Source organism: Klebsiella sp. GFKo11 (genome assembly GCF_056490265.1).
The window spans coordinates 2,990,565-3,012,920 of record NZ_CM151369.1; the positions used below are offsets into that span (position 1 = coordinate 2,990,565).

Below are 22,356 nucleotides of genomic sequence, written 5' to 3' on the forward strand. Positions count from 1 at the left end.
CCTAACCGGGGAGATTAAGCAGCCGGTTGTGCAGCAGGTTTAGCGGTATTGTGTTTGGTCGTTTTGTGGTGCTTTTTAGCTGCCTGTGCTTTCTGAGCTACAGGTTTAGTGGCGGCTTTTTTGTGTTTTTTAGCGGCCTGGGCTTTCTGGGCAGCAGCGGGTTTGGCTTCTGCTTTTTTGTGTTTTTTAGCAGCCTGAGCTTTCTGCTCTGCGGCCGGTTTGGCAGCGGCTTTGTGGTGTTTTTTGTGATGCGTGGTTTTCGCGGTGGTGCTGTGGGTTGCAGCAGCCGGAGCCGGAGTGGTGGTGGCAGCATCGGCAGCGAAAGCAACAGAAGACAGACCCATTGCAGCGGCAACGACCAGAGCTAATACTTTTTTCATTCTGATATCCTCGAAAAGGTTTCTTGTTTCAACCCCACTGCGGGGCCGTTGAAAGAACTATATGCTTGTCTTATCGAGGTTTCCGTGAGTGTTTGGTTTCGGTGTGTAACGGTATGTACAACGCCTCTGAACCAAGACGGAATAAGGCGTCGGGGAGACCGACGCCGCTGCTTTTACAGGTACCGCGAGGTCAGGTGCTGGCGGAAAAAGGCGCTATTGAGATCTTCCCCGGTGGCATGTTGAATCAGCTGAGAGGTACTGAAGCGGCTGCCGTGCTGCCAGATATTCTGCCGCAGCCAGTCGAACAGGGCGCTAAAGTTGCCGTTGGCGATGTCGCTTTCCAACTGCGGTAGCGCCCGTTTGGCACAAGCCATTAGCTGCGCGGCGTACATTGCGCCCAGAGTGTAGGACGGAAAATAGCCAAAGCCGCCGTCGGTCCAGTGGATATCCTGCATACAGCCATCACGGTAGTTACCGGTGGTGGAAAGACCCAGCCAATGCTGCATTTTTTCATCCCACAGCGCCGGAATATCCTCCACTTCAATATCGCCATCAATCAATGCGCGTTCGATTTCGTAACGCAGAATAACGTGTGCCGGATAGCTCACTTCATCGGCGTCAACGCGGATAAAGCCCGGCTTGACGCGCTGGTTCCACGCAATGAAGTTATCGCGATTGAAGGCCGGTTGCTCACCAAAGTACTGGCGTACCGTTGGCAGCAGCCGTTGCAGGAATGCCTCGCTACGGCCCAGTTGCATTTCGAAAAACAGGCTTTGTGATTCATGGATTGCCGTCGAACGGGCGAGGGCGATAGGCTGATTGAGCCAGTTACGCGGCAGATTTTGTTCGTAGCGCGCGTGGCCGGTTTCGTGGATCACGCCAAACAGCGCGCTGAGCAGGTCGTTTTCGTTGTAACGCGTGGTGATGCGCACATCCTGAGGGACGCCGCCGCAGAACGGGTGGGCGCTGATGTCCAGGCGTCCGCCGTCAAAATCAAACCCTAGCACGCGCATCGCTTCCAGCCCCAGCTCACGTTGGTCGGCGACGGGGAACGGCCCCTGCGGTTCGATGAGCGGCATTTGCGCCTGCTTCTCAACAACGTTAGCGAGTAAAGATGGAAGCCAGGATTTGAGGTCGGCGAACAGGACGTCCAGCCGCGCACTGGTCATATCTGGCTCGAAAATATCCAGCAGCGCGTCATAGCGGGAGCAGCCTTTGGCTGCGGCGCGGATTTGCGCTTCTTCGCGGCTGAGCTTGACGACTTCGCGCAGGTTTTCGGCAAATCCCTGCCAGTCGTTTGCCGGGCGCTGGCTACGCCAGGCGTGTTCGCAGCGGCTACCTGCCAGCGATTTGGCTTCAACCAGGCTTTCGGGCAGCAGCGCCGCCTGTTCGTACTGGCGCGTCATTTCGCGCAGATTCGCCTGTTCTACATCATTCAGCTCTTCCTGGCGGGCATTGCGTAGCCATTCGCCTACTTTTTTATCGGTCAAAATTTGATGCTGCAAAACGCCGAGTTCAGCCAGCGCTTCACCACGCGCTGCGCTGCCGCCGGGCGGCATCATGGCGAACATATCCCAGCCAGCGATGGCGGAGAGATGCGAGAAGCGTGAAAGACGCTGAAAGGTGCGAGTCAGCTGATGATAGTTTGATGCGTTATTCATATCGGGATTCTCGCTTGTTATCAGTTATCTGAAGGAGTTGAAGTATGAAGAGTATACCCGTCATACTTCAAGTTGCTTATGTGTTGGCTACGCTCGCTCACCCCAGTCGCATAGTTTATCTATGCTCCTGGGGACTCACTCTCTTGCCGCCTTTAAGCAACTCGAATTATTTAGGGTATATATCGACTTTACACCATTGTAATCCTTCACTGGCAGAGGCCCTATGGGCACGGGACGTGCGAAATCATATGTACAAGTGAAATCTTTGTTTTGATGACGGTTTCGGATGTGGGAAAGTGATCCACTTCATGTAGCCAATTAACGATAAAATCATGCCCGATAGCGCATTTCAGGATGGTGAATTCATCCTTAAGCATTCCCGTAGTCAAATTGAAAAAGCCGGCAGACGTATTCGCAAAGGTACTGCCTCTGAAAAGGACATCGTTATCATTCAGGAATACCGGGCGGCACACGATCGACCGATGAGGCATATTCGTAGCGCCCTGGAGCAGTTTGGCGTGGGGCAAGTCACGTCAAGGTTAAAACGTTTCCCCACTATTCTGGATAAATTATCCCGTCCCTCTCTGGATGGCATGACCTCCACGACCATCAACGTGAGCCAGATGAGCGATATTGCGGGCTGCCGCGTGATTATGGATAGCTATGATGATTTGGTTGAGGCCGAAATCTATCGAACGGATATCGACGGGGCGATCGTTAAGCGAACAAGAGACTATTTAATTGCCCCCAAAACCACCGGATATCGCGGAATTCATCGAATTTATTCCTGCGGAGGGTTTGATGTTGAAGTGCAGTTCAGAACGAAATTACAACACGTCTGGTCAACCGCCATTGAAATTGTTGACTTGTTTGAAGGCACAAAACTTAAGACCAGTCCGCAGCAGGCGGACCCTCGCTGGCTGGAGTTTTTCAGGCTATTTAGCGAGATCCTTTACTGCAAGGATGCCGGGATTGTTACGGCGGAATTGCCAGGTAACATCAATGCTCTCAGGGCGCTGGAGTCCGAGCTTTCCGTCTATACCAAGTTGATGTCTTTTACTATCTCATCGCCGCACATCCTTGATGATTACACCGGTATAGATAGCGCGGTGATCTCTGTGACGCCTGCAGGCAAAGTGATGCAGGTCGATACCGTTTTATTCACCGAATTTGAGAAACTGGATGCGATGGCCCTGTATCAACAAAATGAGGCGAAAGGGCTCACCACCATCATGGTCAATGTGGGTGACTTCAGCAAATTACAGGAAGCCTATCCGGCCTATCAGATTGATATTAGTCAGTTCACCACCGAGTTACTGAAGATAGTGCAATAGCGCAAAATGAGGCGGCGCAAGGCGTGGTGCACAAATCTTCCAGACAACGCCGAAAGGATCGTCAATGCTGCGGTAAAGTGGAGGAGTGTATGACTCATGACTGGCTGGAGCTGCGACAGCACGCAGACTCGGGAATTGAAACGATTAAGGCGCATTTTGAAGGCCACGCCTATGATCCACACTGGCACGACAGCTATCTGGTGGGGATCACTCTGTCCGGTACTCAGCAGTTTTCCTGCCGCCGTGAACGCCATCGCAGCCATCCGGGTGATGCTTTTTTACTGGAACCGGGCGAAATCCACGATGGCGATGCCCCGATCGTTGGCGGATTCACCTATCTGACCTTTTATCTTGATGAAAAATGGCTGACCGATACTCTGCAAGGACTGTATGAATCGGTTCCCGGAAGCTATTCGCTGCATTTTGCCCGCACGTTGACTCGCGAACCGCAGCTGGTGCGCGCGATCGGCGAAACCTTTAATACCCTGCACGGCAATGAGCTGCGCATTGTCCAGCAGAGCTGCATGGACAGCTTGCTGTCCCAGCTCACGGCGCATTGCCACTGGCGCAAAAAATTGCCCTCGCATATCCAAAGTGCGGCAGTGGCTCATCGGGCGAGAGATTATCTGTATGCTCATGTGGGGGAAAATATTGGCCTTTCCGATTTGGCCCGCGAGACGGGCACCGACAGGTTCACCCTGACGCGCTGCTTTAAGCGTGAGTTCAACCTTGCGCCTCACGCATGGCTTATTCAACTGCGGCTGGCTAAGGCGCGACAGCTATTAGCCTGCGGTGAGTTGCCGGTGAACGTTGCCGCCACGCTGGGTTTTGCTGACCAGAGCCATCTCGGGCGCTGGTTTCTGCGCTCATATCGGCTGACTCCGGCGCATTACCGTCGCCTGTGCACAAACCTTCCAGACGTTTCCTGAAAATATCCGCAAAGTAGTCGCTTGCCTTATAAAAGGAGCTACCTGTGGATCTGCTGCCGTATCTGTTATTTGCTTTTGTCGCCTCTATCACCCCTGGGCCGACCAATATTTTGATTCTGGCCAACAGCCAGCGTTATGGCGTGAAGGCTACGCTATCAGCGGTAATTGGCGCATGCGTCTCGGCCAGTCTGATTGTGATGATATCGGGAGCTGGAGCCGGGGAGCTTTTGCACCAGTATCCGCTGGTGCGGCAGATAATGAGCTGGACCGGGGCTTTATGGTTGAGCTGGCTCAGTTGGCAGCTCTTTAGCGCGCCGCCGCCGGATTTAGCTGGCGGGACGCAAAAGCGTTTTACCGCTCGCGCGGCGGCGTTGTTACAAGTGGTGAATCCGAAAACCTGGATGATGGCGCTGGCGGTGGTGAGCCTGTTTGCACCAACGGGCCAGCATCCGCTGCCAGTGATTGCGCTGATGGCGCTGTGGTTTTTATTGATATCGCTAGTTTGTCTGGTGGCGTGGGCGTGGCTTGGGCAGGTGGTCAATCGGATGTTTCGTACCGATCGTGGGTTGGTGGGTTTCCAGCGCACTATGGCGCTGCTTTTGCTGCTCTCCGCCTGGGCGGGAATGCTGAAATAACCATTATTGCGCAACCTTAAACGCCGTTAGCCACCAAAATCAGCATTATGTATTGATTAATCGGTTGCGTATTTTATGTTTAGGTCGAAATAATCCAAATGTGCGCAAAATAGCAGACTCTTTCTCTGGCCAGCGGCTAAACTCATCAAAGGCGCTGGCTGCTGATGCGGGGTTGATTATGAATCCGTTTACCTGGCTGTTTATCGCACTGCTTTCCGTTGATGCTCTCAGAGAGTTAATGGGTATGTCGTCGGTTCTGGGAATGTGGTGAGCAACGTGGCCCGTTCAGGCCACGTTAAGACGTTTTATTTCAGACGTTTGTGTAAACACGCGCCGGTCAGAAGTGCTGCTATTAACATCAACGCGATAAACCCGCCGACGCCGTTCCAGCCGTAGTTATGCCAGAAAACCCCACCCAATGTACCCGCCATACTGGAACCCAGATAGTAGCTAAATAAATAGAGCGATGATGCCTGACCGCGCGCGCGTCGGGCCCGTGGGCCTATCCAACTGCTGGCGACCGAATGTGCGGCGAAGAACCCGGCGGAGAACAGCAGCATGCCAATAAAAATCAGCCATAGCGATGAGAACAGGGTCAGCAGCAGGCCGCCGAGCATCACCGCCGTGGAGAACAACATCACCGGGCCGCGACCGTAACGCACCGTCATGGCCCCGGCTTTCGGCGAGCTCCAGGTGCCGGTCAGATAGGCCACCGACAGCAGGCCAACGACCGCCTGGCTCAGCGACCACGGCGAGAGCATCAGGCGGTAGCCGATATAGTTAAACAGAGTGACGAACGACCCCATCAGCAAAAAACCTTCGAGAAACAGCAGCGGCAGGCCGCGATCGCGCCAGTGCAGGCGGAAGTTAATCAGCAGCGATTTCGGCCGCAGCGAGGTCGGACGAAAATGGCGCGATTCCGGCAGGATGCGCCAGAACATGATCGCCGCGGCGAGGGCAAAACAGCTAATCACCGCCAGCGCGATGCGCCAGCCGAAGAAATCGGTGAACACCCCGGTCAACAAGCGGCCGCTCATGCCGCCAATGGAGTTACCGCTGATATACAACCCCATTGAGAACGCCACAACGCTGGGATGAATCTCTTCACTCAGATAAGTCATACCGACCGCCGCCACGCCGCTTAGCGATAAGCCGATCAATGCGCGCATAATCAGAATTCCGTGCCAGCTTGACATCATCGTCGACAGCAGAGAGCAGCACGAGGCCAGCACCAGCGCGGTAACCATCACCTGTTTGCGACCAATGGCGTCGGAAAGCGGGCCGGTAAACAGCAGACCGACCGCCAGCATGGCTGTTGAAATCGACAGCGAAATACTACTGCTGGCCGGTGAAACGCCGAACTCGCTGGAGAGCACTGGCAGAATTGGCTGCACGCAATAGAGCAGCGCAAAGGTCGCCAGTCCGGCAGAAAAGAGCGCGAGGGTAACACGAATAAATTGCGGGGTGCCGCGTTTAATAAACTGATTTGGCTGGGGAACGATAGCGTCGCTGACGTCGCTTGCCGGCACGATGTCAGCGGTAGTTGTACGACTCACGGAAAAATCCTTGCTGATAAACAGAGAGTTAAGTGGCCTCGCAGGTCACCAGTAAAGGGTATGAAAATGTAAATATTCTGTCTAATATATTAATAATCTCAAATAAGACGTTTTAAATATGAATATCGAACTGCGTCACCTGCGCTACTTTATTGCCGTTGCCGAAGAGCTACATTTCGGTCATGCGGCGGCGCGTTTGAATATCTCCCAGCCGCCGCTTAGCCAGCAGATTCAAATCCTTGAACAGCAGATTGGCGCGCGTCTGTTTGCCCGTACTAACCGCAGCGTCAGCCTGACGGAAGCAGGGAAGCAGTTTTTGGCTGATAGCCGACAGATTCTTACCCAGGTTGACGAAGCCGCCGCCCGTGCTGCCCGTTTACACCATGGTGAAACCGGTGAGCTGCGAATCGGTTTTACCTCATCGGCTCCCTTTATTAAGGCGGTATCCGACACGCTGTCGACTTTTCGCCGCCGCTATCCGGATGTGCATATCCAGACCCGGGAAACCAACACCCGGGAACAAATCGTGCCCCTTAACGAGGGAACGCTCGATCTGGGGCTGATGCGCAATACCCAGTTGCCGGATACGTTGGCCTGGGAAAGGGTGCTGCGCGAGCCGCTGCTGGCCATGGTTCCGCGCGACCATCCCCTGGCAAGCCAACCGAGCGTCAGCCTGCGGGAGCTGGCTCGGGAACCGTTTGTGTTTTTTGATCCTCACGTAGGAACCGGGTTGTACGACGATATTCTCGGGCTGATGCGCCGCTATGGCTTAACGCCGGTTATCACTCAAGAGGTGGGTGAGGCGATGACCATTATTGGACTGGTCGCCGCCGGGCTTGGCGTGTCAATTCTGCCCGCATCGTTCAGGCGGGTTCAACTGTCGGAAATGCGCTGGTTACCCATTGAGGAGCAGGACGCGGTATCTGAAATGTGGTTGGTGTGGTCGAAGCATCACGAGCAGGGACAGGCGGCGCAGCGCTTTCGTGAGTCGCTTCTCGCCAGCGCCACATTAGATTTTTAGGACAAAAATCATCTAGAAATGTGCGGTAAATCACAAGGCTAAGTAAAAATTTGACGTGAAGCATTGAAGTGCTTCACCATAGCCCTCAGTTTATTTCGAAGCGCGAAAATAAAGGGAGTCAACGGTGGTAGCGGACAGTCAGCCAGGCCATATCGATCAAATAAAGCAGACCAACGCAGGCGCGGTATATCGCCTGATTGATCAGCTTGGCCCGGTGTCGCGTATCGACCTCTCGCGCTTCGCGCAGTTGGCACCTGCCAGTATCACCAAAATCGTGCGTGAAATGCTGGAAGCGCACCTGGTGCAGGAAACCGAAATCCAGGACCCCGGCAGCCGTGGGCGTCCCGCCGTTGGGTTAATGGTGGAAACGGAAGCCTGGCACTATCTTTCCATCCGCATTAACCGCGGCGAAATCCATCTCGCCCTGCGTGATTTAAGCAGCAAGCTGGTGGTGGAAGAGCAGCTTGAGCTGGCGTTACAGCATGTTCAGCCTTTTGCGACGCGCGTACTCGATCATGTTGATCAGTTTTTTATTCGTCATCAAAAAAAGCTGGAACGATTAACCGCTATTGCCATCACCATGCCGGGAATTATCGACACTGAAAACGGCATCATCCACCGGATGCCGTTTTATGATGATGTTAAAGATATGCCGCTTGGCGAGATCTTATCTAACCATACCGGGGTCTCGGTCTACATTCAGCATGATATCAGCGCCTGGACCATGGCTGAGTCGCTGTTTGGCGCGTCGAGAGGGGCGCGGGACGTCATTCAGGTGGTTATCGACCATAACGTTGGTGCTGGAGTCATCACCGATGGCCGCCTGCTACATGCGGGCAGCAGCAGCCTGGTGGAAATCGGCCATACTCAGGTCGATCCGTACGGAAAACGCTGCTACTGCGGTAACCATGGCTGCCTGGAAACCATCGCCAGCGTCGAAAGCGTGCTCGAACTGGCACAGGTTCGGATGGCTAAATCGATGAGCTCAATGTTGCATCAGCAGCCGTTGAGCGTTGAATGGTTATGTCAGGCCGCGCTGCAGGGGGACCTGCTGGCGCGGGATATTATCAGCGGCGTCGGGAACCACGTCGGGCGGATTCTGGCAATCATGGTGAACCTTTTTAACCCGCAAAAAATCCTCATTGGCTCCCCCTTTAACCTGGCCGCGGATATCTTGTTTCCGGCAATTTCTGATTGTATTCGGCAACAGTCGCTACCGGCCTACAGCCGCCATATTGCGGTAGAAAGCACCCAGTTTTCTAACCGGGGAACGATGGCTGGCGCGGCTCTGGTCAAAGATGCGCTCTATAACGGATCGTTGCTGATACGACTGTTACAGGGTTAACATTTTTTCATATTCACACCAAAAATTGCGCTATCTCAAGCTGGACTTTGGCAGCTTCGCGTAGACTTTTTCCACAGTTGACTATTTCTCTCCTGTATTTTTCATCAACATAACTGTGGGGCTAGTGATGTTTAAGCGTTTCTTCATAACAGGTACTGACACTGCTGTCGGGAAGACGGTGGTCTCCCGTGCGCTGTTGCAGGCACTTGCTGCCAGCGGCAAAAGCGTGGCCGGGTACAAGCCTGTGGCGAAGGGCAGCAAAGAGACGCCGGACGGACTGCGGAACAAAGACGCGCTGGTTTTACAGAGCGTTTCTTCGCTGGTGCTGCCGTATGACGCTGTCAATCCCATCGCGTTAAGCGAAGATGAAAGCAGCGTGGCGCATAGCTGCCCAATTAACTACAGCCTGCTGTCGGATGGCCTCCAGCGCCTGAGCGGTCAGGTCGATCACGTGGTGGTCGAAGGCACCGGTGGCTGGCGCAGCCTGATGAACGACCTGCGTCCGCTCTCAGAGTGGGTGGTGCAGGAACAGCTTCCGGTACTGATGGTGGTGGGTATTCAGGAAGGCTGCATCAACCACGCCCTGCTGACTGCGCAGGCCATTGCCAATGATGGTTTGCCGCTGATTGGCTGGGTGGCCAACCGTATCAATCCCGGTCTGGCGCACTATGCTGAAATCATCGACGTGCTGAGCAAAAAACTGCCGGGGCCGCTTATTGGCGAGCTGCCTTATTTACCGCGCGCCGAGCAGCGCGAGCTGAGCCAGTATATTGATTTATCGATGCTCGGCGAGGTGATGGCGGTAGATAGAGTCACGGCGTAACGTCCGCGACAGCACTGATGCCAGTACGCTGGCAATCAGTAAGCCGGGGAGTAATACATACTGTCCGGTCATCTCACAAATCATCAATGTAGACATAATTGGCGCATGGGTCGTGGCTGCCAGAAATGTCGCCATGCCGGTTAAACCAATCATAATCGCTATTTCCTGATAATCGTGCAGCCACAGCCCCATAAAGCTGGCGAACAGCATGCCTATCCCCAGCCCAACAAACAGCGTTGGCGTAAATACGCCGCCCGGAGCGCCGGAGCCGCTGCTCGCCAGCACCGCCAGCAGCTTGCACACAAAGACGATAATCACGGCAGTAAACAGCGGCGGCGACAGAAGATAGCTTTGCACCACGCTATAGCCATTCCCCCAGACCGCCGGGGTGATCAGCGACAGCAGACCGACGATGATGCCTCCCAGCGCCAACTGCCACGGAGGAGTCAGGCGAAGGCGAACAAAACATTGATGGCTGAAGCTCATCAGCCAGATAAAGAGCGGCCCGCATAGGCCAGCCAACAGGCCGGTTGCCAGCATCAGAGCATAATGCGTGGCGCGCAGGGTGTCGTGGAATTCAACGTGATAAAGCGGCGCTGACCCACCGTTCATCAGATTGGTCAGCAACAGGGCAACGACGGCGGCAATTACTACCGGGCCAAGCGAGGCCAGCATCAGGGTGCCGGCCAGCGGCGCGTGATAGGCGCTCGCCATCCCGGCGGCGGCACCGCAGGCGACCCATAACTTCCACTCGTCTTTTGGCGTAAAACGGCGGGCAAACAGCGAAGCCGCCAGCGCCGCCAGCAGGATCATCGCCCCCTCGCGACCAATGGCGCTGCCGGTGGCGACCACCAGCAGTGAAGCCAGCGATTTCACCAGACTGGCTGGCGTATCAAACACACCGTCCCCGGTTTCCAGAGCTTCCATGTAGTCGGTTGGCGCATGAGGGCGCTCAACCGTGCGGCGTTGCCAGAGCCAAAGCAGGCATCCCGCAGCCATCCCGCCAAGTGCAGGCGTCAACAGCCGCCGCCACCAAGGGAGTGATTGGGCAGCATTAACCAGGCTGCCGCTGTCATTGCTGAGAAACAGGCTTTCCAGGCCCGCCATGGCATGGCGAAACAGGGCGACCGCTAGTGCGGCAAAGATGCCGACTAACGTGGCAATTAACAGGCGACGAAACATGACCTGGACATCAGGATAACTATGCAGACGGTGCATCAGAGGGTACGGGTAGTGGAAATTATGGTTTATTGTGATTGGAAATAAGGATATACGCAAAAGCTATAAGTGCTTACGTTGGTTTTTAAGTGACAGCGTCACTTGTTGCGCCATGACTGTGGGGCAGGCATGGCGCGGAGGATTACCGATAGAGCGGTTTTTCAGCGACCGCGCAGGGTAAGTGTTCTTGCCATTGAGCGAGCGTTGCTAGCGCCAGCTGGCCCAGCGCCTGATAAAACGGATTTCCGCCATCAGCGATAAACACGCTGAGAAAACGGCCTGACCACGGTAGCAGATGCCAGGCAAGCAACTGCGTAAAAGCCTCATCCTGACCTGACTCGCAGAGCCAGGCGGCCAGCAGCAGCAAAGTACCGAAGCCATCTTCCGGTTCAGAACGCTGCTCTGCCAGACTGATGCCATTCGTGCGCATCCACTCGCGTAGCGCCAGCGTTGAATCGCCGAACAGCACGCTTTCTTTGTCCAGCCACACGGAGCCCCAGGGCGGTGCAGGCAGCGCCCACGGACCGATAAATAAGCGTTGCCAGGCTTGCGGCAACGGTTCATCGTCAGCCGTCGAGAACTGCGTCGTCAGCGTATCGGCGACAGCATATGGCCACTCAACCTGCCAGCTACCGTCGCGAAAAGCGGCGATCAGCGGGGCGGCCTGCGGGCTATCCGGGGCAAAGGAAAACAATGCGCCCAGCGTACGGGCGCTAAGGGCGACGGCGTCGCGGTCTTGCGGTTGCATCATACTTGTTCCTTACTGCGCTGGGTGCGGCAGCACCCATTTATTAACCGGCAATCGCCGTACCGACGGTCATATGCAGACCATAAAACAGGCCGCGCCCGATGAACTCACCGAGCAAAACCAGAATCAAACCAAGCACCAGACTGGCGACATGCGGGTTTTTGCGTCTTGCCAGCGGGCAAATCCAGCAGCCGAGGCCCAGCGTCAGCAGTACTAAGCGCAGGATTTGCAGCCAGCCATAATCCGGTAACAGGGCGCTGGCCTGCTGGACTGAACTGTGGATCTCCGCCAGTTCGGTGTTTTGTAAAATCACCACCGCCAGGCTGGCCAACAGCGCCAGAGCGCTCATTGAGGCGAACACTCTGCCATTAAAAGGTACGTTGGCGATGCGCAGCAGCAAGGCTGCGAACAGTGGGCCGCACAGCACCATCGTCAGAAAGAATGAGGCAGTGGTGTAGCCATTGTACCAGGTTGGTACGGTATCAATCTGGTATACCAGAGTCATCTCAAGCACGAAAAGGCAGCCGAGCAGCATGGTCAGCAGCAGCCAGGCCTTAGTTAATATTCGCGGCATTTTTCCGAGAATATTGAGCAGCCACCAGATTCCACCCACGGCGAAGAACAGCGCACCGCTGGCGATTTCGTTACTCAATGCCGATGAGCCAACGCGGTTAAGCGAGTTAAATGCCCGTAGTGGTGAACCGAGGTGAATGACCGAAGCGAGAAAGCCAATTCCCATCAGCAGCCAGATAAAAAACATACTGCGCACCAGGCGCTGCTGAGCTTCAGAGTTGTTGTTTAATGATAGCCAGCCAAGTCCGGCGACGATAATCGCCCCTGCGACGCTTTGCCCCAGCACGGTAAACAGCACTAGCGGCCATTCATGCCATCCATTTCCCATTTTACACCTCCTTTGGATTAGCCAGATAGCCGGTGGTATCTCCACACGGACGCGCATTGGCGTTCGGTTTGATAACGATACTCGGCCTGGTGAAGTGTGCCGACGGCAGCGGTGCGACGGCGGCAAGTTGGCCATGTTTTTGGCGCAGTTCTTCAATAGGTCCAAAATCGAGCGCCCGCAATGGACAAGACTCGACGCAAATAGGTTTTTTGCCTTCGGCAACCCGGGTGTGGCAGCCGTCGCATTTGGTCATATGACCTTTCGCCGCGTTGTACTGCGGCGCGCCGTACGGACAGGCCATATGGCAATAACGGCAACCGATGCAAACCTCTTCATCCACCACCACAAACCCGTCATCGCGTTTGTGCATCGCACCGCTGGGACAGACCTTAGTACAGGCCGGATCTTCGCAGTGGTTACAAGCGATTGAGAGATAATAGGCGAAGACGTTTTGATTCCAGACGCCGTTATCCTCCTGCCAGTCGCCACCTGCGTATTCATAAATGCGGCGAAAGCTGACGTCCGGGGTTAAGTTTTTATAATCCTTACAGGCCAGCTCGCAGGTTTTGCAGCCGGTGCAGCGGGCGGAATCGATAAAAAATCCATACTGTGTACTCATGGTTTACTCCTTAAACCTTCTCGATTTCGACCAGATTGGTATGCTGCGGATTGCCTTTAGCCAGCGGCGATGGGCGATGGGTAGTGATCGTATTGATGCAGGCACCGTGATCGACGCGATCGCCACTCATGTTGGCATCATGCCATGCGCCCTGGCCCATTGCCGACACGCCGGGCATGATGCGCGGGGTTACTTTGGCCGGGATCCGCAGCTCACCGCGAGCGTTGAATACTCGCACTATATCGCCGTTCTTAATCCCGCGCTTTTCGGCATCCAGCGGGTTAAGCCATACCTCCTGACGGCAGGCGGCCTGTAGCACATCGATATTGCCGTAGCTGGAGTGGGTACGCGCTTTGTAGTGAAAACCGAACATTTGCAGCGGAAATTTATCACGCAGTGGGTCATCCCAGCCTTCGAAGGTGGAGGCATAGACTGGCAGCGGGCTGATGGTTTCATCCTTTTCCAGTTGCCATTTGGCAGCGATATCTGCCAGTCGGCTGGAGTAAATTTCGATTTTACCCGATGGGGTTTTCAACGGATTCGCAAGCGGGTCTTTGCGGAAATCACGATAAGCGACGATGTGTCCGTTAGGGTCTTTGCGCTTGTAGATGCCCATTTGTTTCAACTCGTCATAGCTCGGCAGAGCCGGGTCTTTTGCCAGCATTTTGCCGTACAGGTGCTGTAACCACTGCTCCTGGGTACGGCCTTCGGTAAATTTCTGATAAACATCATCGCCTAAGCGTTTCGCGATTTCACAGAGGATCCAGTAGATGGGTTTGCGTTCAAACTTGGCTGAAGTGACTGGTTGACTGAAGATGAGGTAACCCATATTACCGGCGTAGTCGTTGGGAATAATATCTTCCTGCTCAACGGTCATCAGGTCCGGCAGCAGGATATCGGCGTATTTAGCCGACGAAGTCATAAAGTTTTCGATAACCACGATCATCTCGCACTTACTTTCGTCCTGCAGGATCTCATGGGTTTTGTTGATGTCAGAGTGCTGGTTGATGATGGTGTTACCGGCGTAGTTCCAGAAGAATTTAATCGGTACATCCAGCTTCTCTTTACCGCGCACGCCGTCGCGAGTGGCGGTCATCTCTGCGCCACGATCGATGGCATCGGTCCAGCTAAAGCAGGAGATGGCGGTTTTAACCGGATTCTCCAACACCGGCAGGCGTTCAATGGTGATGGTATAGGTAGATTCTCTCCCCCCGCTGTTGCCGCCGTTAATACCGACGTTACCGGTGAGTATCGCTAGCATGGCTATGGCGCGGGATGCCAACTCGCCGTTGGCCTGGCGCTGCGGCCCCCAGCCCTGGCAAATATAAGCCGGTTTGATGCTGCCGATTTCCCGGGCCAGTTTCACAATGCGGTCAACGGGAATGCCGGTGATACGTGAGGCCCACTGTGGGGTTTTGGCCATGCCGTCATCGCCTGTGCCAAGAATATACGCTTTGTAATGTCCGTTTGCCGGGGCATCTGCCGGAAGCGTTTTTTCATCGTAACCGACACAATATTCATCGAGGAACGGCTGGTCGACCAGGCCTTCGTTAATCAGCACCCAGGCGATGCCTGCCACCAGCGCGGCATCGGTACCGGGACGAATGGGGATCCACTCATCCTCACGACCGGCGGCGGTGTCGGTGTAGCGCGGGTCAATAACGATCATTCGCGCGTTTGAACGCTCGCGTGCCTGCTCTAAATAATAGGTAATGCCGCCGCCGCTCATGCGGGTTTCCGCCGGATTATTACCGAACATGACCACCAGTTTGCTGTTTTCAATATCGGAGGTGCTGTTGCCGTCATTGCTGCCGTAAGTGTAGGGCATCGCGCAGGAAATCTGAGCGGTGCTATATGAGCCGTACAGATTCAGTGAACCGCCGTAGCAGTTCATCAGGCGTTTTACGGGAGAGGCTGCAGGAGAGGAACGGGTCATATTGCCGCCGACGATGCCGGTGGCGTAATTGAGATAAACTGCTTCGTTGCCGTAATCGTTGACGACCCTTTTGAGGTTATCGGCAATCGTATCCAGCGCTTCTTCCCAACTAATACGCTCAAACTTACCTTCGCCGCGTTTACCGACGCGTTTCATCGGGTAATTGAGGCGGTCAGGATGATTAATGCGGCGACGAATAGAGCGGCCACGCAGGCAGGCGCGAACCTGATGATCACCATAAACATCCGGCCCGGTATTATCGGTTTCTACCCAGACAACTTCGTCATCGCGTACGTGCGAACGCAGGGCGCAGCGACTGCCGCAGTTGACCGAGCAGGCGCCCCAGACAATACGTTCTTCGCTCTGGGTAGCCTGTTGAACCGCAGCGGCGGCGGTACGCAGGCTAAAAGGTAACGATAGACTGCCAGCCGCAAGAGCCAGCGAGCCAAGGGCGGATGATTTTATTAGCGTTCGACGGCTGAGGCCGCCGGGATATTCCTGGTTAGACATAGCTCACTCCATGATCTTGTTATAATGGTGTAGGGACGACGCCGCCGTAATAGGGTGGCGTGGAGTGAGAAATAATACTTAAAAGGGGTTAGGAAGATCTTATCCCCGGTCAACCGAGGGATAAGACCTTTTACAACAAAACGGCAGGAGGTTACTGCGAGTCGCTGTCGCGGGTGTAGATAATTTTAAACGTATCATTGGCGCAGTGGCCGACAACCTGCGCTCCGGGTTGATCGGTTTGATCGTTCGGGACAATCGCGAGGCTAAACCCTGATTCAGGGACGCCGTTATTGATGATTTTTTGCTGAATATCGTTTTTAACCCGCTCGCATGAGTCGGGTGCTGCCAAAGCGGATGCTGAACCCAGCAGCAGGGCCGCGCATAGCCAGGGTGATAATTTCATCATAAACTCCTTATTGACCTTATCCAGATTTAAGCATAGCAGACGTGGTGTAAACAATTGTATTTGCTAATATGATTGCACTATGCACAAAAGGAATCGCGCGTGAAAAGACTGTTTTTGCTGGTATCGGCAGTATGGGCGCTTAGCGCCTGCGATGAAAAGGCAGCGCCACAAGCGTTTACGCCGGAAATGGCGAGTTTTTCTAACGAATTTGAGTTCGATCCGCTGCGCGGGCCGGTGAAGGAGTTTACTCAGACGCTGTTTGATGAACATGATAAAGCGATTAAAGAGGTGAGAGCGCGTTTGTCAAACGAAGGGTGCTTTGATCTTATCGCTCTGGATAATCGTGAAGAGAACACCGGTGGGACGTGGTTGCTGGATGCGAATTACTACCTTGATTCTGAAACCCATGAAAAACGCCTGCGCTTGCAGGGGAAATGCCAACTGGCTGAAATGGTGTCTGAAGGGATGAAGTGGGAGATGGATGATAATGGTTTTATCGTAACGTCAATGGGTAAAAAAACAACGACCTCTTATCGCTATGATAGCGAGGGTTTTCCGCTGGGGAAAACCACGACGGCTAAAGATGCGCGTTATGCGGTAACGCTGACACCTTCAGCCGACTCACGTCAGAAGTTGAACTATAGCGCCGTATTGGTTTCAGATGATAATTCGGTCGGCAGCGTACAGCAGACCTGCGAATACGATGATTATTACAACCCGACTCGCTGCGAGCAGCAGATGGTCGATAACAGCGTCCAGCCACCGCTGACTTACCACTACACTATCAAAAACACCATCGAGTATTACTGAGCCGTCGGCTTGAGCAACGTCTGACCTGGTGCTTTGTGCTCGGTCAGGTACTGGTGCTGGAACAGACACATGCGGATAGTATTGCGATATTCGCCGTTGATGAAGAATTCATGAATGAGTTCACCTTCCACTATGAAACCGAGCTTGCGGTAAATGTGAATTGCCTTTTCATTCTCTTTATCAACAATGAGATACAGCTTATAGAGGTTGAGCACCATAAAGCCGTAGTCCATTGCGAGCTTCGCAGCGCGGGTTGCCAGACCTTTCCCCTGATAATCCGGGGAGATGATTATCTGGAACTCCGCACGGCGGTGAACGTGATTGATTTCCACCAGTTCCACCAGGCCGGCTTTTTCACCGTCGCATTCGATGACAAAGCGGCGTTCGCTCTGGTCGTGAATATGTTTATCGTACAGATCAGAAAGTTCGACAAAGGCTTCATAAGGCTCTTCAAACCAGTAGCGCATAACGCTGGCGTTATTATCGAGCTGGTGGACAAAGCGTAAGTCTTCGCGCTCGAGTGGGCGAAGTTTGACGTGATGAGCGTCAGTCATGGGAATACCTAATACCTGTGAGTTATTGCGCAGTTGTATGAATTGTGGCGCCCGCAGGCGCCAGAAATTACGGTGCTACGGTACGGCCAGTGCGGCGATCAAGGCAGCGTAGGGTGTTGGGTTCCCAGTACGCGTTAACGTTCGCGCTCTTCTGGCAGTTGTCCTGAGCATCAAAAGCCACGTCGGCTTTGTCCCACTCTTTCTCGGTACGCGTGTTGACCTTCTGGCGTAAAGAACGGGTGTCGTTCCACTGTTCTTTTTCCATCGCGGCCTGCTGGCGGCTTTGCGCGCTATCGCCGGATTCAATCACCAGCTTGTCAGTTTTGGCAAATGACGATGCGGTAAAGATTACCGCGCTCAGCGCCAGCATAGCGGTCAGGCACCAGCGTTTGTTCAATGTCATATTCATCACGATTTCCTTTAAGTGATCCCCTTAGTCTGAGTTTACTACATCTCTTTTCGACGGCATACCCGACAAAACAGACCTGGTTATGGGGCATTATTGCGTAGAATGGATTAATTCCTTGTCCCCTTTACGAATCTTTAAATGCTAAAAACAACATTACTTTTCTTTGCTACCGCCCTGTGTGAAATCATCGGCTGCTATTTACCCTGGCTATGGCTGAAACGTGGGGCAAGCCCGTTACTGTTGATTCCGACTGCTTTGGCGCTGACGCTGTTTGTCTGGCTGTTGACGCTGCACCCGGAAGCCAGCGGTCGCGTCTATGCGGCTTACGGCGGTGTTTATGTCTGTACGGCGCTGCTCTGGCTGCGTTTTGTTGATGGCGTAAAACTGAGTCATTACGACTGGGCAGGGGCGCTGATTGCGCTGTGCGGGATGCTAATCATTGTGGCAGGATGGGGACGAGCATAGCGATCGCTTTGAGTTAATCATCCGGACCAAACCCGCATTGGTCCGGATTGTTTTTTCCCATCTTAATTCATTCCCGTCTTTTGAGATCCCATTTTGGCAACCGAGAGAATGTGATCGAACGCATTCTTTTTGATCGTCATACTTGTATGGTAGTAGGTCTGATGTTTTAATTTTATGCACTAACCGCATAGATGTAAGGAAGATGAGATGAAGATCGTTGCCGCTGAAGTTTTCGTCACTTGTCCAGGACGTAACTTTGTCACCCTTAAAATCACCACCGATGACGGAATTGTCGGCTACGGTGACGCCACGCTAAACGGCCGTGAGCTGCCAGTCGCATCGTATCTGCGCGATCACCTTTGTCCGCAGCTGGTAGGGCGTGATGCGCATCGTATTGAAGACATCTGGCAGTTTTTCTATAAAGGCGCGTACTGGCGTCGCGGCCCGGTGACGATGTCGGCCATTTCCGCCGTCGATATGGCCCTGTGGGACATTAAAGCAAAAGCAGCAGGCATGCCTTTGTATCAGCTGCTGGGCGGGGCATCGCGGGAAGGGGTCATGGTTTACTGCCACACCACGGGCCACTCCATTGATGAAGTACTCGATGATTATGCTCGCCACCAGGAGATGGGATTCAAGGCTATTCGCGTGCAGTGCGGTGTGCCGGGTATGAAAACCACCTACGGCATGGCGAAAGGCAAAGGGCAGGCCTACGAACCGGCTACCAAAGGGCAGTGGCCGGAAGAGCAGTTGTGGTCGACAGAAAAATACCTCGATTTTACGCCGCAGCTATTTGCTGCCGTGCGCGAGAAGTTTGGTTTTAACGAGCATTTACTCCATGACATGCACCACCGCCTGACGCCGATTGAAGCGGCGCGCTTTGGTAAAAGTATCGAAGACTATCGCCTGTTCTGGATGGAAGATCCGACCCCGGCAGAGAACCAGGAGTGCTTCCGCTTAATTCGTCAGCATACCGTCACACCGATTGCAGTTGGGGAAGTCTTTAACAGCATTTGGGATTGTAAGCAGTTGATTGAAGAACAATTGATCGACTATATCCGCACCACCATTACTCACGCCGGTGGGATTACGGGTATGCGCCGCATTGCCGATTTTGCTTCGCTCTATCAAGTGCGCACCGGTTCACACGGGCCGTCAGATCTGTCGCCAGTTTGTATGGCCGCAGTGCTGCATTTCGACCTGTGGGTGCCGAACTTTGGCGTGCAGGAATATATGGGCTATTCCGAGCAAATGCTGGAAGTCTTCCCGCATAGCTGGACGTTTGATAATGGCTATATGCATCCGGGTGAAAAACCGGGCCTGGGCATTGAGTTTGATGAAAAGCTGGCAGCGAAATATCCCTATGAACCCGCTTATTTGCCGGTAGCCCGTCTGGAAGACGGCACGTTGTGGAACTGGTGAGGAGAAAGAAATGAAAAGTATTGTGATTCGTCAACCTAACGAGTTAGTGATTGAAGAGCGTCCAATTCCGCAACCTGCGGCAGGGGAAGTGCGGGTCAAAGTGAAACTGGCGGGAATATGCGGTTCTGATAGCCATATTTATCGCGGGCACAACCCATTTGCTAAATATCCGCGCGTGATAGGGCATGAATTTTTCGGCGAGATTGATGCGGTTGGTGAAGGTGTCACTGATAAAGCCGTTGGCCAGCGCGTCAGCGTTGACCCGGTGATTAGCTGCGGTCATTGCTATCCTTGCTCAGTGGGAAAACCGAACGTGTGTACCTCTTTAGTGGTGCTGGGCGTTCATCGGGATGGCGGTTTTAGCGAGTACGCAGTCGTGCCGGCTAAAAATGCCTGGTTGGTACCGGATACGGTTTCTGACCGACATGCGGTGATGATTGAACCTTTCACTATTGCGGCTAATGTTACCGGACATGTCTCGCCAACTGATCAGGATGTTGCGCTGGTTTACGGGGCTGGGCCGATGGGCCTGACGACTATCCAGGTACTGAAACGGGTGTACCGCGTTAAGCAGGTGATCGTGGTTGACCGGATTGATGAGCGTCTGCAGATGGCGCAGCGCAACGGAGCGGATTGGGTTATCAATAATGGCGAGAAGCCGTTACCCGAAACGCTGAAAGAGAAGGGAATACAGCCGACGCTGATTATTGACGCCGCCTGTCATCCGACGATTTTGCAAGAAGCCGTCACGTTAGCCTCACCGGCGGCAAGAATTGTGTTGATGGGATTCTCAACAGAACCCTCTCAGGTTGTTCAACAAGGCATTACCGGGAAAGAGTTATCTATTTTCTCGTCACGCCTGAATGCCAATAAATTCCCGGTGGTAATTGATTGGTTAGAGCAAGGGCTAATTAATCCAGAGGAGCTGATCACTCACGAATTTGAGTATCAACGTGTTGTTGATGCACTGGAACTTTTTGAGAATGACAGAAAACGTTGCTGTAAGGTTTTATTAACCTTCGGGCAATAATTACGAGTGCGGACTCTATATCCTACAATTAGAGATAATCATTATGACTACAGTTAAAAATGAGAGAACAACATCAGATCTCATTCGTGCAGCCGTATCTGGTTGGTTAGGTACCGCGCTGGAGTTTATGGACTTCCAGCTCTATTCTCTTGGCGCGGCGCTGGTTTTTCATGAAATATTTTTCCCTGAACAATCTGCTGCCATGGCGCTTATTCTGGCAATGGGGACTTATGGCGCAGGGTATATTGCACGAATCGTCGGGGCATTCTTTTTTGGTAAGATGGGTGACAGCATAGGGCGTAAAAAAGTCCTGTTTATTACTATCACCATGATGGGGATTTGTACCACCCTGATTGGCGTTCTGCCAACCTACGCTCAGGTCGGTATATTAGCGCCGGTATTACTGGTCACTTTACGTATCGTTCAGGGATTAGGCGCCGGGGCTGAAATTTCCGGAGCGGGCACCATGCTGGCAGAATATGCGCCAAAAGGTAAGCGCGGCATTATCTCTTCGCTGGTCGCGATGGGAACCAACTGCGGAACGTTAAGCGCCACGGCCATCTGGGCGGTCATGTTCTTCGTACTGGACCGCGAACAGCTCGTCGCGTGGGGATGGCGTATTCCGTTCCTGGCAAGCGTTGTGGTGATGATTTTTGCTATCTGGTTACGTCTGAACCTGAAAGAAAGCCCGGTATTTGAAAAGGTTAGTGAAGAAAATGTTTTGCAGGAAGAGGCTGCGGCTAGTGAGAACACCCTCGGTGCGATGCTGAAAAGTAAGTCCTTCTGGCTGGCGACGGGTCTGCGCTTTGGGCAAGCGGGTAACTCCGGCTTACTGCAAACATTCCTCGCAGGTTATCTGGTACAAACGTTATTGTTTGATAAAGGTATACCAACTGATGCATTAATGATTAGCTCGGTTATTGGCTTTATCACTATTCCTTTCCTGGGGTGGCTATCAGATAAAATAGGTCGTCGCGTACCTTACATTATCATCAATATCTCGGCGATTATTCTGGCTTACCCGATGCTGTCGATAATTGTAGATAAGAGCTATAGCGCAAGCACTATTATGGCGTCATTGATTGTGATTCATAATGTGGCGGTGTTAGGTCTGTTTGCTCTGGAAAATATTACCATGGCCGAACTGTTTGGTTCCCGTAATCGCTTTACCCGTATGGCGATTTCGAAAGAGGCTGGCGGTTTAGTTGCCGTAGGCTTTGGTCCCGTACTGGCTGGTGTTTTCTGTAATATGACCGGCTCATGGATGCCCATCGTTATTATGCTAGTTTGTTATTCAATCATTGGTTTAATTTCTGCCATTCTGATGCCAGAAGTCCGCGACCGTGATTTGAGTTTGCTCAATGATGCTGCAGATTGTACGCCGGAGAAAAAAACGGTCGGCAACGGGCAATATATTTGAGTTCCATAGAGTCCGCACCTTGATGATAGTTGTAAATTAATAACCTGCCGGGCTTTTAGCCCGGCATTTTCTATCCCTTCATGCAAAATATGCTGAATATATAACGATGTTATCTTCTTGTATGGTAGTTGATGAAAATCAAAGGTGTTATACCAATCATATGAGATGGTTTATATCACTGAGCCATTCTCATTGAGAATGGATTTTTGAACATCATAAAATGA

General features: G+C 53.2%; 23 protein-coding genes. 12 read left to right on the forward strand and 11 right to left on the reverse strand.

Annotated elements, in window-relative coordinates; genetic code table 11:
- Nucleotides 1-14 precede the first annotated feature (14 nt).
- Both asr and AC07P6_RS14590 read right to left on the reverse strand, forming a co-directional pair.
- Entirely contained in the window at nucleotides 15-380 is a 366-nt protein-coding gene (asr, locus tag AC07P6_RS14585) for an acid resistance repetitive basic protein Asr (protein WP_110274073.1), read from the reverse strand.
- 173 nt (nucleotides 381-553) lie between these two features.
- A complete protein-coding gene (locus tag AC07P6_RS14590; RefSeq protein ID WP_478316774.1) occupies nucleotides 554-2,041 on the reverse strand; it encodes a carboxypeptidase M32 in 1,488 nt (495 codons plus the stop codon).
- A 332-nt stretch (nucleotides 2,042-2,373) separates the two neighbouring features.
- Between AC07P6_RS14590 and AC07P6_RS14595 the strand changes: the two genes are divergently transcribed.
- The 4 genes from AC07P6_RS14595 to AC07P6_RS14610 all read left to right on the forward strand — a co-directional run bounded on the left by AC07P6_RS14595 (nucleotide 2,374) and on the right by AC07P6_RS14610 (nucleotide 5,210).
- Nucleotides 2,374-3,375, forward strand: coding sequence for a RelA/SpoT domain-containing protein (locus tag AC07P6_RS14595; RefSeq protein WP_304259493.1), 1,002 nt, complete (start codon nucleotides 2,374-2,376; stop codon nucleotides 3,373-3,375).
- Nucleotides 3,376-3,464: 89 nt separating this feature from the next.
- Nucleotides 3,465-4,304: an AraC family ligand binding domain-containing protein gene (locus AC07P6_RS14600; RefSeq protein WP_434663499.1), complete on the forward strand. Its 840-nt coding sequence runs from the start codon at nucleotides 3,465-3,467 to the stop codon at nucleotides 4,302-4,304.
- Between the two features lie 44 nt (nucleotides 4,305-4,348).
- Nucleotides 4,349-4,939: a LysE family translocator gene (locus AC07P6_RS14605; RefSeq protein WP_110274077.1), complete on the forward strand. Its 591-nt coding sequence runs from the start codon at nucleotides 4,349-4,351 to the stop codon at nucleotides 4,937-4,939.
- A gap of 178 nt (nucleotides 4,940-5,117) precedes the next feature.
- Entirely contained in the window at nucleotides 5,118-5,210 is a 93-nt protein-coding gene (locus AC07P6_RS14610) for a KPN_01571 family protein (protein ID WP_220022287.1), read from the forward strand.
- Between the two features lie 34 nt (nucleotides 5,211-5,244).
- Here the strand turns inward: AC07P6_RS14610 and AC07P6_RS14615 are convergent, their stop codons facing one another.
- The gene (locus tag AC07P6_RS14615) at nucleotides 5,245-6,495 is read right to left on the reverse strand and encodes an MFS transporter (RefSeq protein WP_181486072.1); all 1,251 of its coding nucleotides are present in this window, start codon (nucleotides 6,493-6,495) and stop codon (nucleotides 5,245-5,247) included.
- A gap of 118 nt (nucleotides 6,496-6,613) precedes the next feature.
- Here AC07P6_RS14615 and AC07P6_RS14620 point away from each other — a divergent pair, with 118 nt between their 5' ends.
- The 3 genes from AC07P6_RS14620 to bioD all read left to right on the forward strand — a co-directional run bounded on the left by AC07P6_RS14620 (nucleotide 6,614) and on the right by bioD (nucleotide 9,684).
- Nucleotides 6,614-7,516, forward strand: a complete 903-nt coding sequence (locus AC07P6_RS14620; protein ID WP_182239074.1) for a LysR family transcriptional regulator — start codon at nucleotides 6,614-6,616, stop codon at nucleotides 7,514-7,516.
- A 124-nt stretch (nucleotides 7,517-7,640) separates the two neighbouring features.
- Nucleotides 7,641-8,861 (forward strand): sugar metabolism global transcriptional regulator Mlc, encoded by a 1,221-nt coding sequence (gene mlc, locus AC07P6_RS14625; RefSeq protein ID WP_110274081.1) that lies wholly within the window; start codon nucleotides 7,641-7,643, stop codon nucleotides 8,859-8,861.
- 127 nt (nucleotides 8,862-8,988) lie between these two features.
- Nucleotides 8,989-9,684 (forward strand): dethiobiotin synthase, encoded by a 696-nt coding sequence (gene bioD, locus AC07P6_RS14630; RefSeq protein ID WP_110274082.1) that lies wholly within the window; start codon nucleotides 8,989-8,991, stop codon nucleotides 9,682-9,684.
- Here bioD and clcB read toward each other — a convergent pair.
- The 6 genes from clcB to AC07P6_RS14660 form a co-directional block, all read right to left on the reverse strand.
- Nucleotides 9,637-10,902, reverse strand: coding sequence for a voltage-gated ClC-type chloride channel ClcB (gene clcB, locus AC07P6_RS14635; RefSeq protein ID WP_478316775.1), 1,266 nt, complete (start codon nucleotides 10,900-10,902; stop codon nucleotides 9,637-9,639). The genes bioD and clcB overlap by 48 nt on opposite strands.
- A gap of 142 nt (nucleotides 10,903-11,044) precedes the next feature.
- Nucleotides 11,045-11,653, reverse strand: coding sequence for a Tat proofreading chaperone DmsD (dmsD, locus tag AC07P6_RS14640; RefSeq protein WP_478316776.1), 609 nt, complete (start codon nucleotides 11,651-11,653; stop codon nucleotides 11,045-11,047).
- A 40-nt stretch (nucleotides 11,654-11,693) separates the two neighbouring features.
- On the reverse strand, nucleotides 11,694-12,551 hold the full coding sequence (locus AC07P6_RS14645; protein WP_434663514.1) for a DmsC/YnfH family molybdoenzyme membrane anchor subunit: 858 nt from the start codon (nucleotides 12,549-12,551) through the stop codon (nucleotides 11,694-11,696).
- A 1-nt stretch (nucleotide 12,552) separates the two neighbouring features.
- Nucleotides 12,553-13,170 (reverse strand): DMSO/selenate family reductase complex B subunit, encoded by a 618-nt coding sequence (locus AC07P6_RS14650; RefSeq protein WP_182239066.1) that lies wholly within the window; start codon nucleotides 13,168-13,170, stop codon nucleotides 12,553-12,555.
- A 10-nt stretch (nucleotides 13,171-13,180) separates the two neighbouring features.
- Nucleotides 13,181-15,616 carry a selenate/tellurate reductase subunit YnfE gene (gene ynfE, locus AC07P6_RS14655; RefSeq protein ID WP_478316777.1) on the reverse strand — a complete coding sequence of 812 codons (2,436 nt, stop codon included), beginning with the start codon at nucleotides 15,614-15,616 and terminating at the stop codon, nucleotides 13,181-13,183.
- A gap of 151 nt (nucleotides 15,617-15,767) precedes the next feature.
- Entirely contained in the window at nucleotides 15,768-16,019 is a 252-nt protein-coding gene (locus AC07P6_RS14660) for a DUF1161 domain-containing protein (protein WP_110274088.1), read from the reverse strand.
- 102 nt (nucleotides 16,020-16,121) lie between these two features.
- On the opposite strand from AC07P6_RS14660, the gene AC07P6_RS14665 reads away from it, so the two are divergent.
- Nucleotides 16,122-16,832, forward strand: a complete 711-nt coding sequence (locus AC07P6_RS14665; RefSeq protein ID WP_478316778.1) for a YnfC family lipoprotein — start codon at nucleotides 16,122-16,124, stop codon at nucleotides 16,830-16,832.
- Here the strand turns inward: AC07P6_RS14665 and speG are convergent.
- Together speG and AC07P6_RS14675 are read right to left on the reverse strand one after the other, a co-directional pair.
- Complete coding sequence (gene speG / locus AC07P6_RS14670; protein ID WP_110274090.1) at nucleotides 16,826-17,386, reverse strand: spermidine N1-acetyltransferase; 561 nt, start codon at nucleotides 17,384-17,386, stop codon at nucleotides 16,826-16,828. The genes AC07P6_RS14665 and speG overlap by 7 nt on opposite strands.
- A 67-nt stretch (nucleotides 17,387-17,453) precedes the next feature.
- Nucleotides 17,454-17,795 carry a DUF1283 family protein gene (locus tag AC07P6_RS14675; protein WP_142513889.1) on the reverse strand — a complete coding sequence of 114 codons (342 nt, stop codon included), beginning with the start codon at nucleotides 17,793-17,795 and terminating at the stop codon, nucleotides 17,454-17,456.
- A gap of 138 nt (nucleotides 17,796-17,933) precedes the next feature.
- Between AC07P6_RS14675 and AC07P6_RS14680 the strand changes: the two genes are divergently transcribed.
- From AC07P6_RS14680 to AC07P6_RS14695, 4 genes are all read left to right on the forward strand, one after another.
- Nucleotides 17,934-18,260 (forward strand): YnfA family protein, encoded by a 327-nt coding sequence (locus AC07P6_RS14680; protein ID WP_110274092.1) that lies wholly within the window; start codon nucleotides 17,934-17,936, stop codon nucleotides 18,258-18,260.
- Nucleotides 18,261-18,467: 207 nt separating this feature from the next.
- A complete protein-coding gene (gene rspA / locus AC07P6_RS14685; RefSeq protein WP_478316779.1) occupies nucleotides 18,468-19,682 on the forward strand; it encodes a starvation-sensing protein RspA in 1,215 nt (404 codons plus the stop codon).
- Nucleotides 19,683-19,692: 10 nt separating this feature from the next.
- Nucleotides 19,693-20,712, forward strand: coding sequence for a Zn-dependent oxidoreductase (locus AC07P6_RS14690; protein ID WP_434663519.1), 1,020 nt, complete (start codon nucleotides 19,693-19,695; stop codon nucleotides 20,710-20,712).
- Nucleotides 20,713-20,755: 43 nt separating this feature from the next.
- Complete coding sequence (locus AC07P6_RS14695; protein WP_478316780.1) at nucleotides 20,756-22,132, forward strand: MFS transporter; 1,377 nt, start codon at nucleotides 20,756-20,758, stop codon at nucleotides 22,130-22,132.
- The last annotated feature ends 224 nt before the right edge of the window (nucleotides 22,133-22,356 follow it).

Coding starts and splice junctions, on each gene's coding strand:
- asr (WP_110274073.1), bottom strand. CDS start 380: ATGAAAAAAGTATTAGCTCTGGTCGTTGCCGCTGCAATGGGTCTGTCT.
- AC07P6_RS14590 (WP_478316774.1), bottom strand. CDS start 2,041: ATGAATAACGCATCAAACTATCATCAGCTGACTCGCACCTTTCAGCGT.
- AC07P6_RS14595 (WP_304259493.1), top strand. CDS start 2,374: ATGCCCGATAGCGCATTTCAGGATGGTGAATTCATCCTTAAGCATTCC.
- AC07P6_RS14600 (WP_434663499.1), top strand. CDS start 3,465: ATGACTCATGACTGGCTGGAGCTGCGACAGCACGCAGACTCGGGAATT.
- AC07P6_RS14610 (WP_220022287.1), top strand. CDS start 5,118: ATGAATCCGTTTACCTGGCTGTTTATCGCACTGCTTTCCGTTGATGCT.
- AC07P6_RS14620 (WP_182239074.1), top strand. CDS start 6,614: ATGAATATCGAACTGCGTCACCTGCGCTACTTTATTGCCGTTGCCGAA.
- bioD (WP_110274082.1), top strand. CDS start 8,989: ATGTTTAAGCGTTTCTTCATAACAGGTACTGACACTGCTGTCGGGAAG.
- clcB (WP_478316775.1), bottom strand. CDS start 10,902: ATGCACCGTCTGCATAGTTATCCTGATGTCCAGGTCATGTTTCGTCGC.
- dmsD (WP_478316776.1), bottom strand. CDS start 11,653: ATGATGCAACCGCAAGACCGCGACGCCGTCGCCCTTAGCGCCCGTACG.
- AC07P6_RS14645 (WP_434663514.1), bottom strand. CDS start 12,551: ATGGGAAATGGATGGCATGAATGGCCGCTAGTGCTGTTTACCGTGCTG.
- AC07P6_RS14650 (WP_182239066.1), bottom strand. CDS start 13,170: ATGAGTACACAGTATGGATTTTTTATCGATTCCGCCCGCTGCACCGGC.
- ynfE (WP_478316777.1), bottom strand. CDS start 15,616: ATGTCTAACCAGGAATATCCCGGCGGCCTCAGCCGTCGAACGCTAATA.
- AC07P6_RS14660 (WP_110274088.1), bottom strand. CDS start 16,019: ATGAAATTATCACCCTGGCTATGCGCGGCCCTGCTGCTGGGTTCAGCA.
- speG (WP_110274090.1), bottom strand. CDS start 17,386: ATGACTGACGCTCATCACGTCAAACTTCGCCCACTCGAGCGCGAAGAC.
- AC07P6_RS14675 (WP_142513889.1), bottom strand. CDS start 17,795: ATGAATATGACATTGAACAAACGCTGGTGCCTGACCGCTATGCTGGCG.
- AC07P6_RS14680 (WP_110274092.1), top strand. CDS start 17,934: ATGCTAAAAACAACATTACTTTTCTTTGCTACCGCCCTGTGTGAAATC.
- rspA (WP_478316779.1), top strand. CDS start 18,468: ATGAAGATCGTTGCCGCTGAAGTTTTCGTCACTTGTCCAGGACGTAAC.
- AC07P6_RS14690 (WP_434663519.1), top strand. CDS start 19,693: ATGAAAAGTATTGTGATTCGTCAACCTAACGAGTTAGTGATTGAAGAG.
- AC07P6_RS14695 (WP_478316780.1), top strand. CDS start 20,756: ATGACTACAGTTAAAAATGAGAGAACAACATCAGATCTCATTCGTGCA.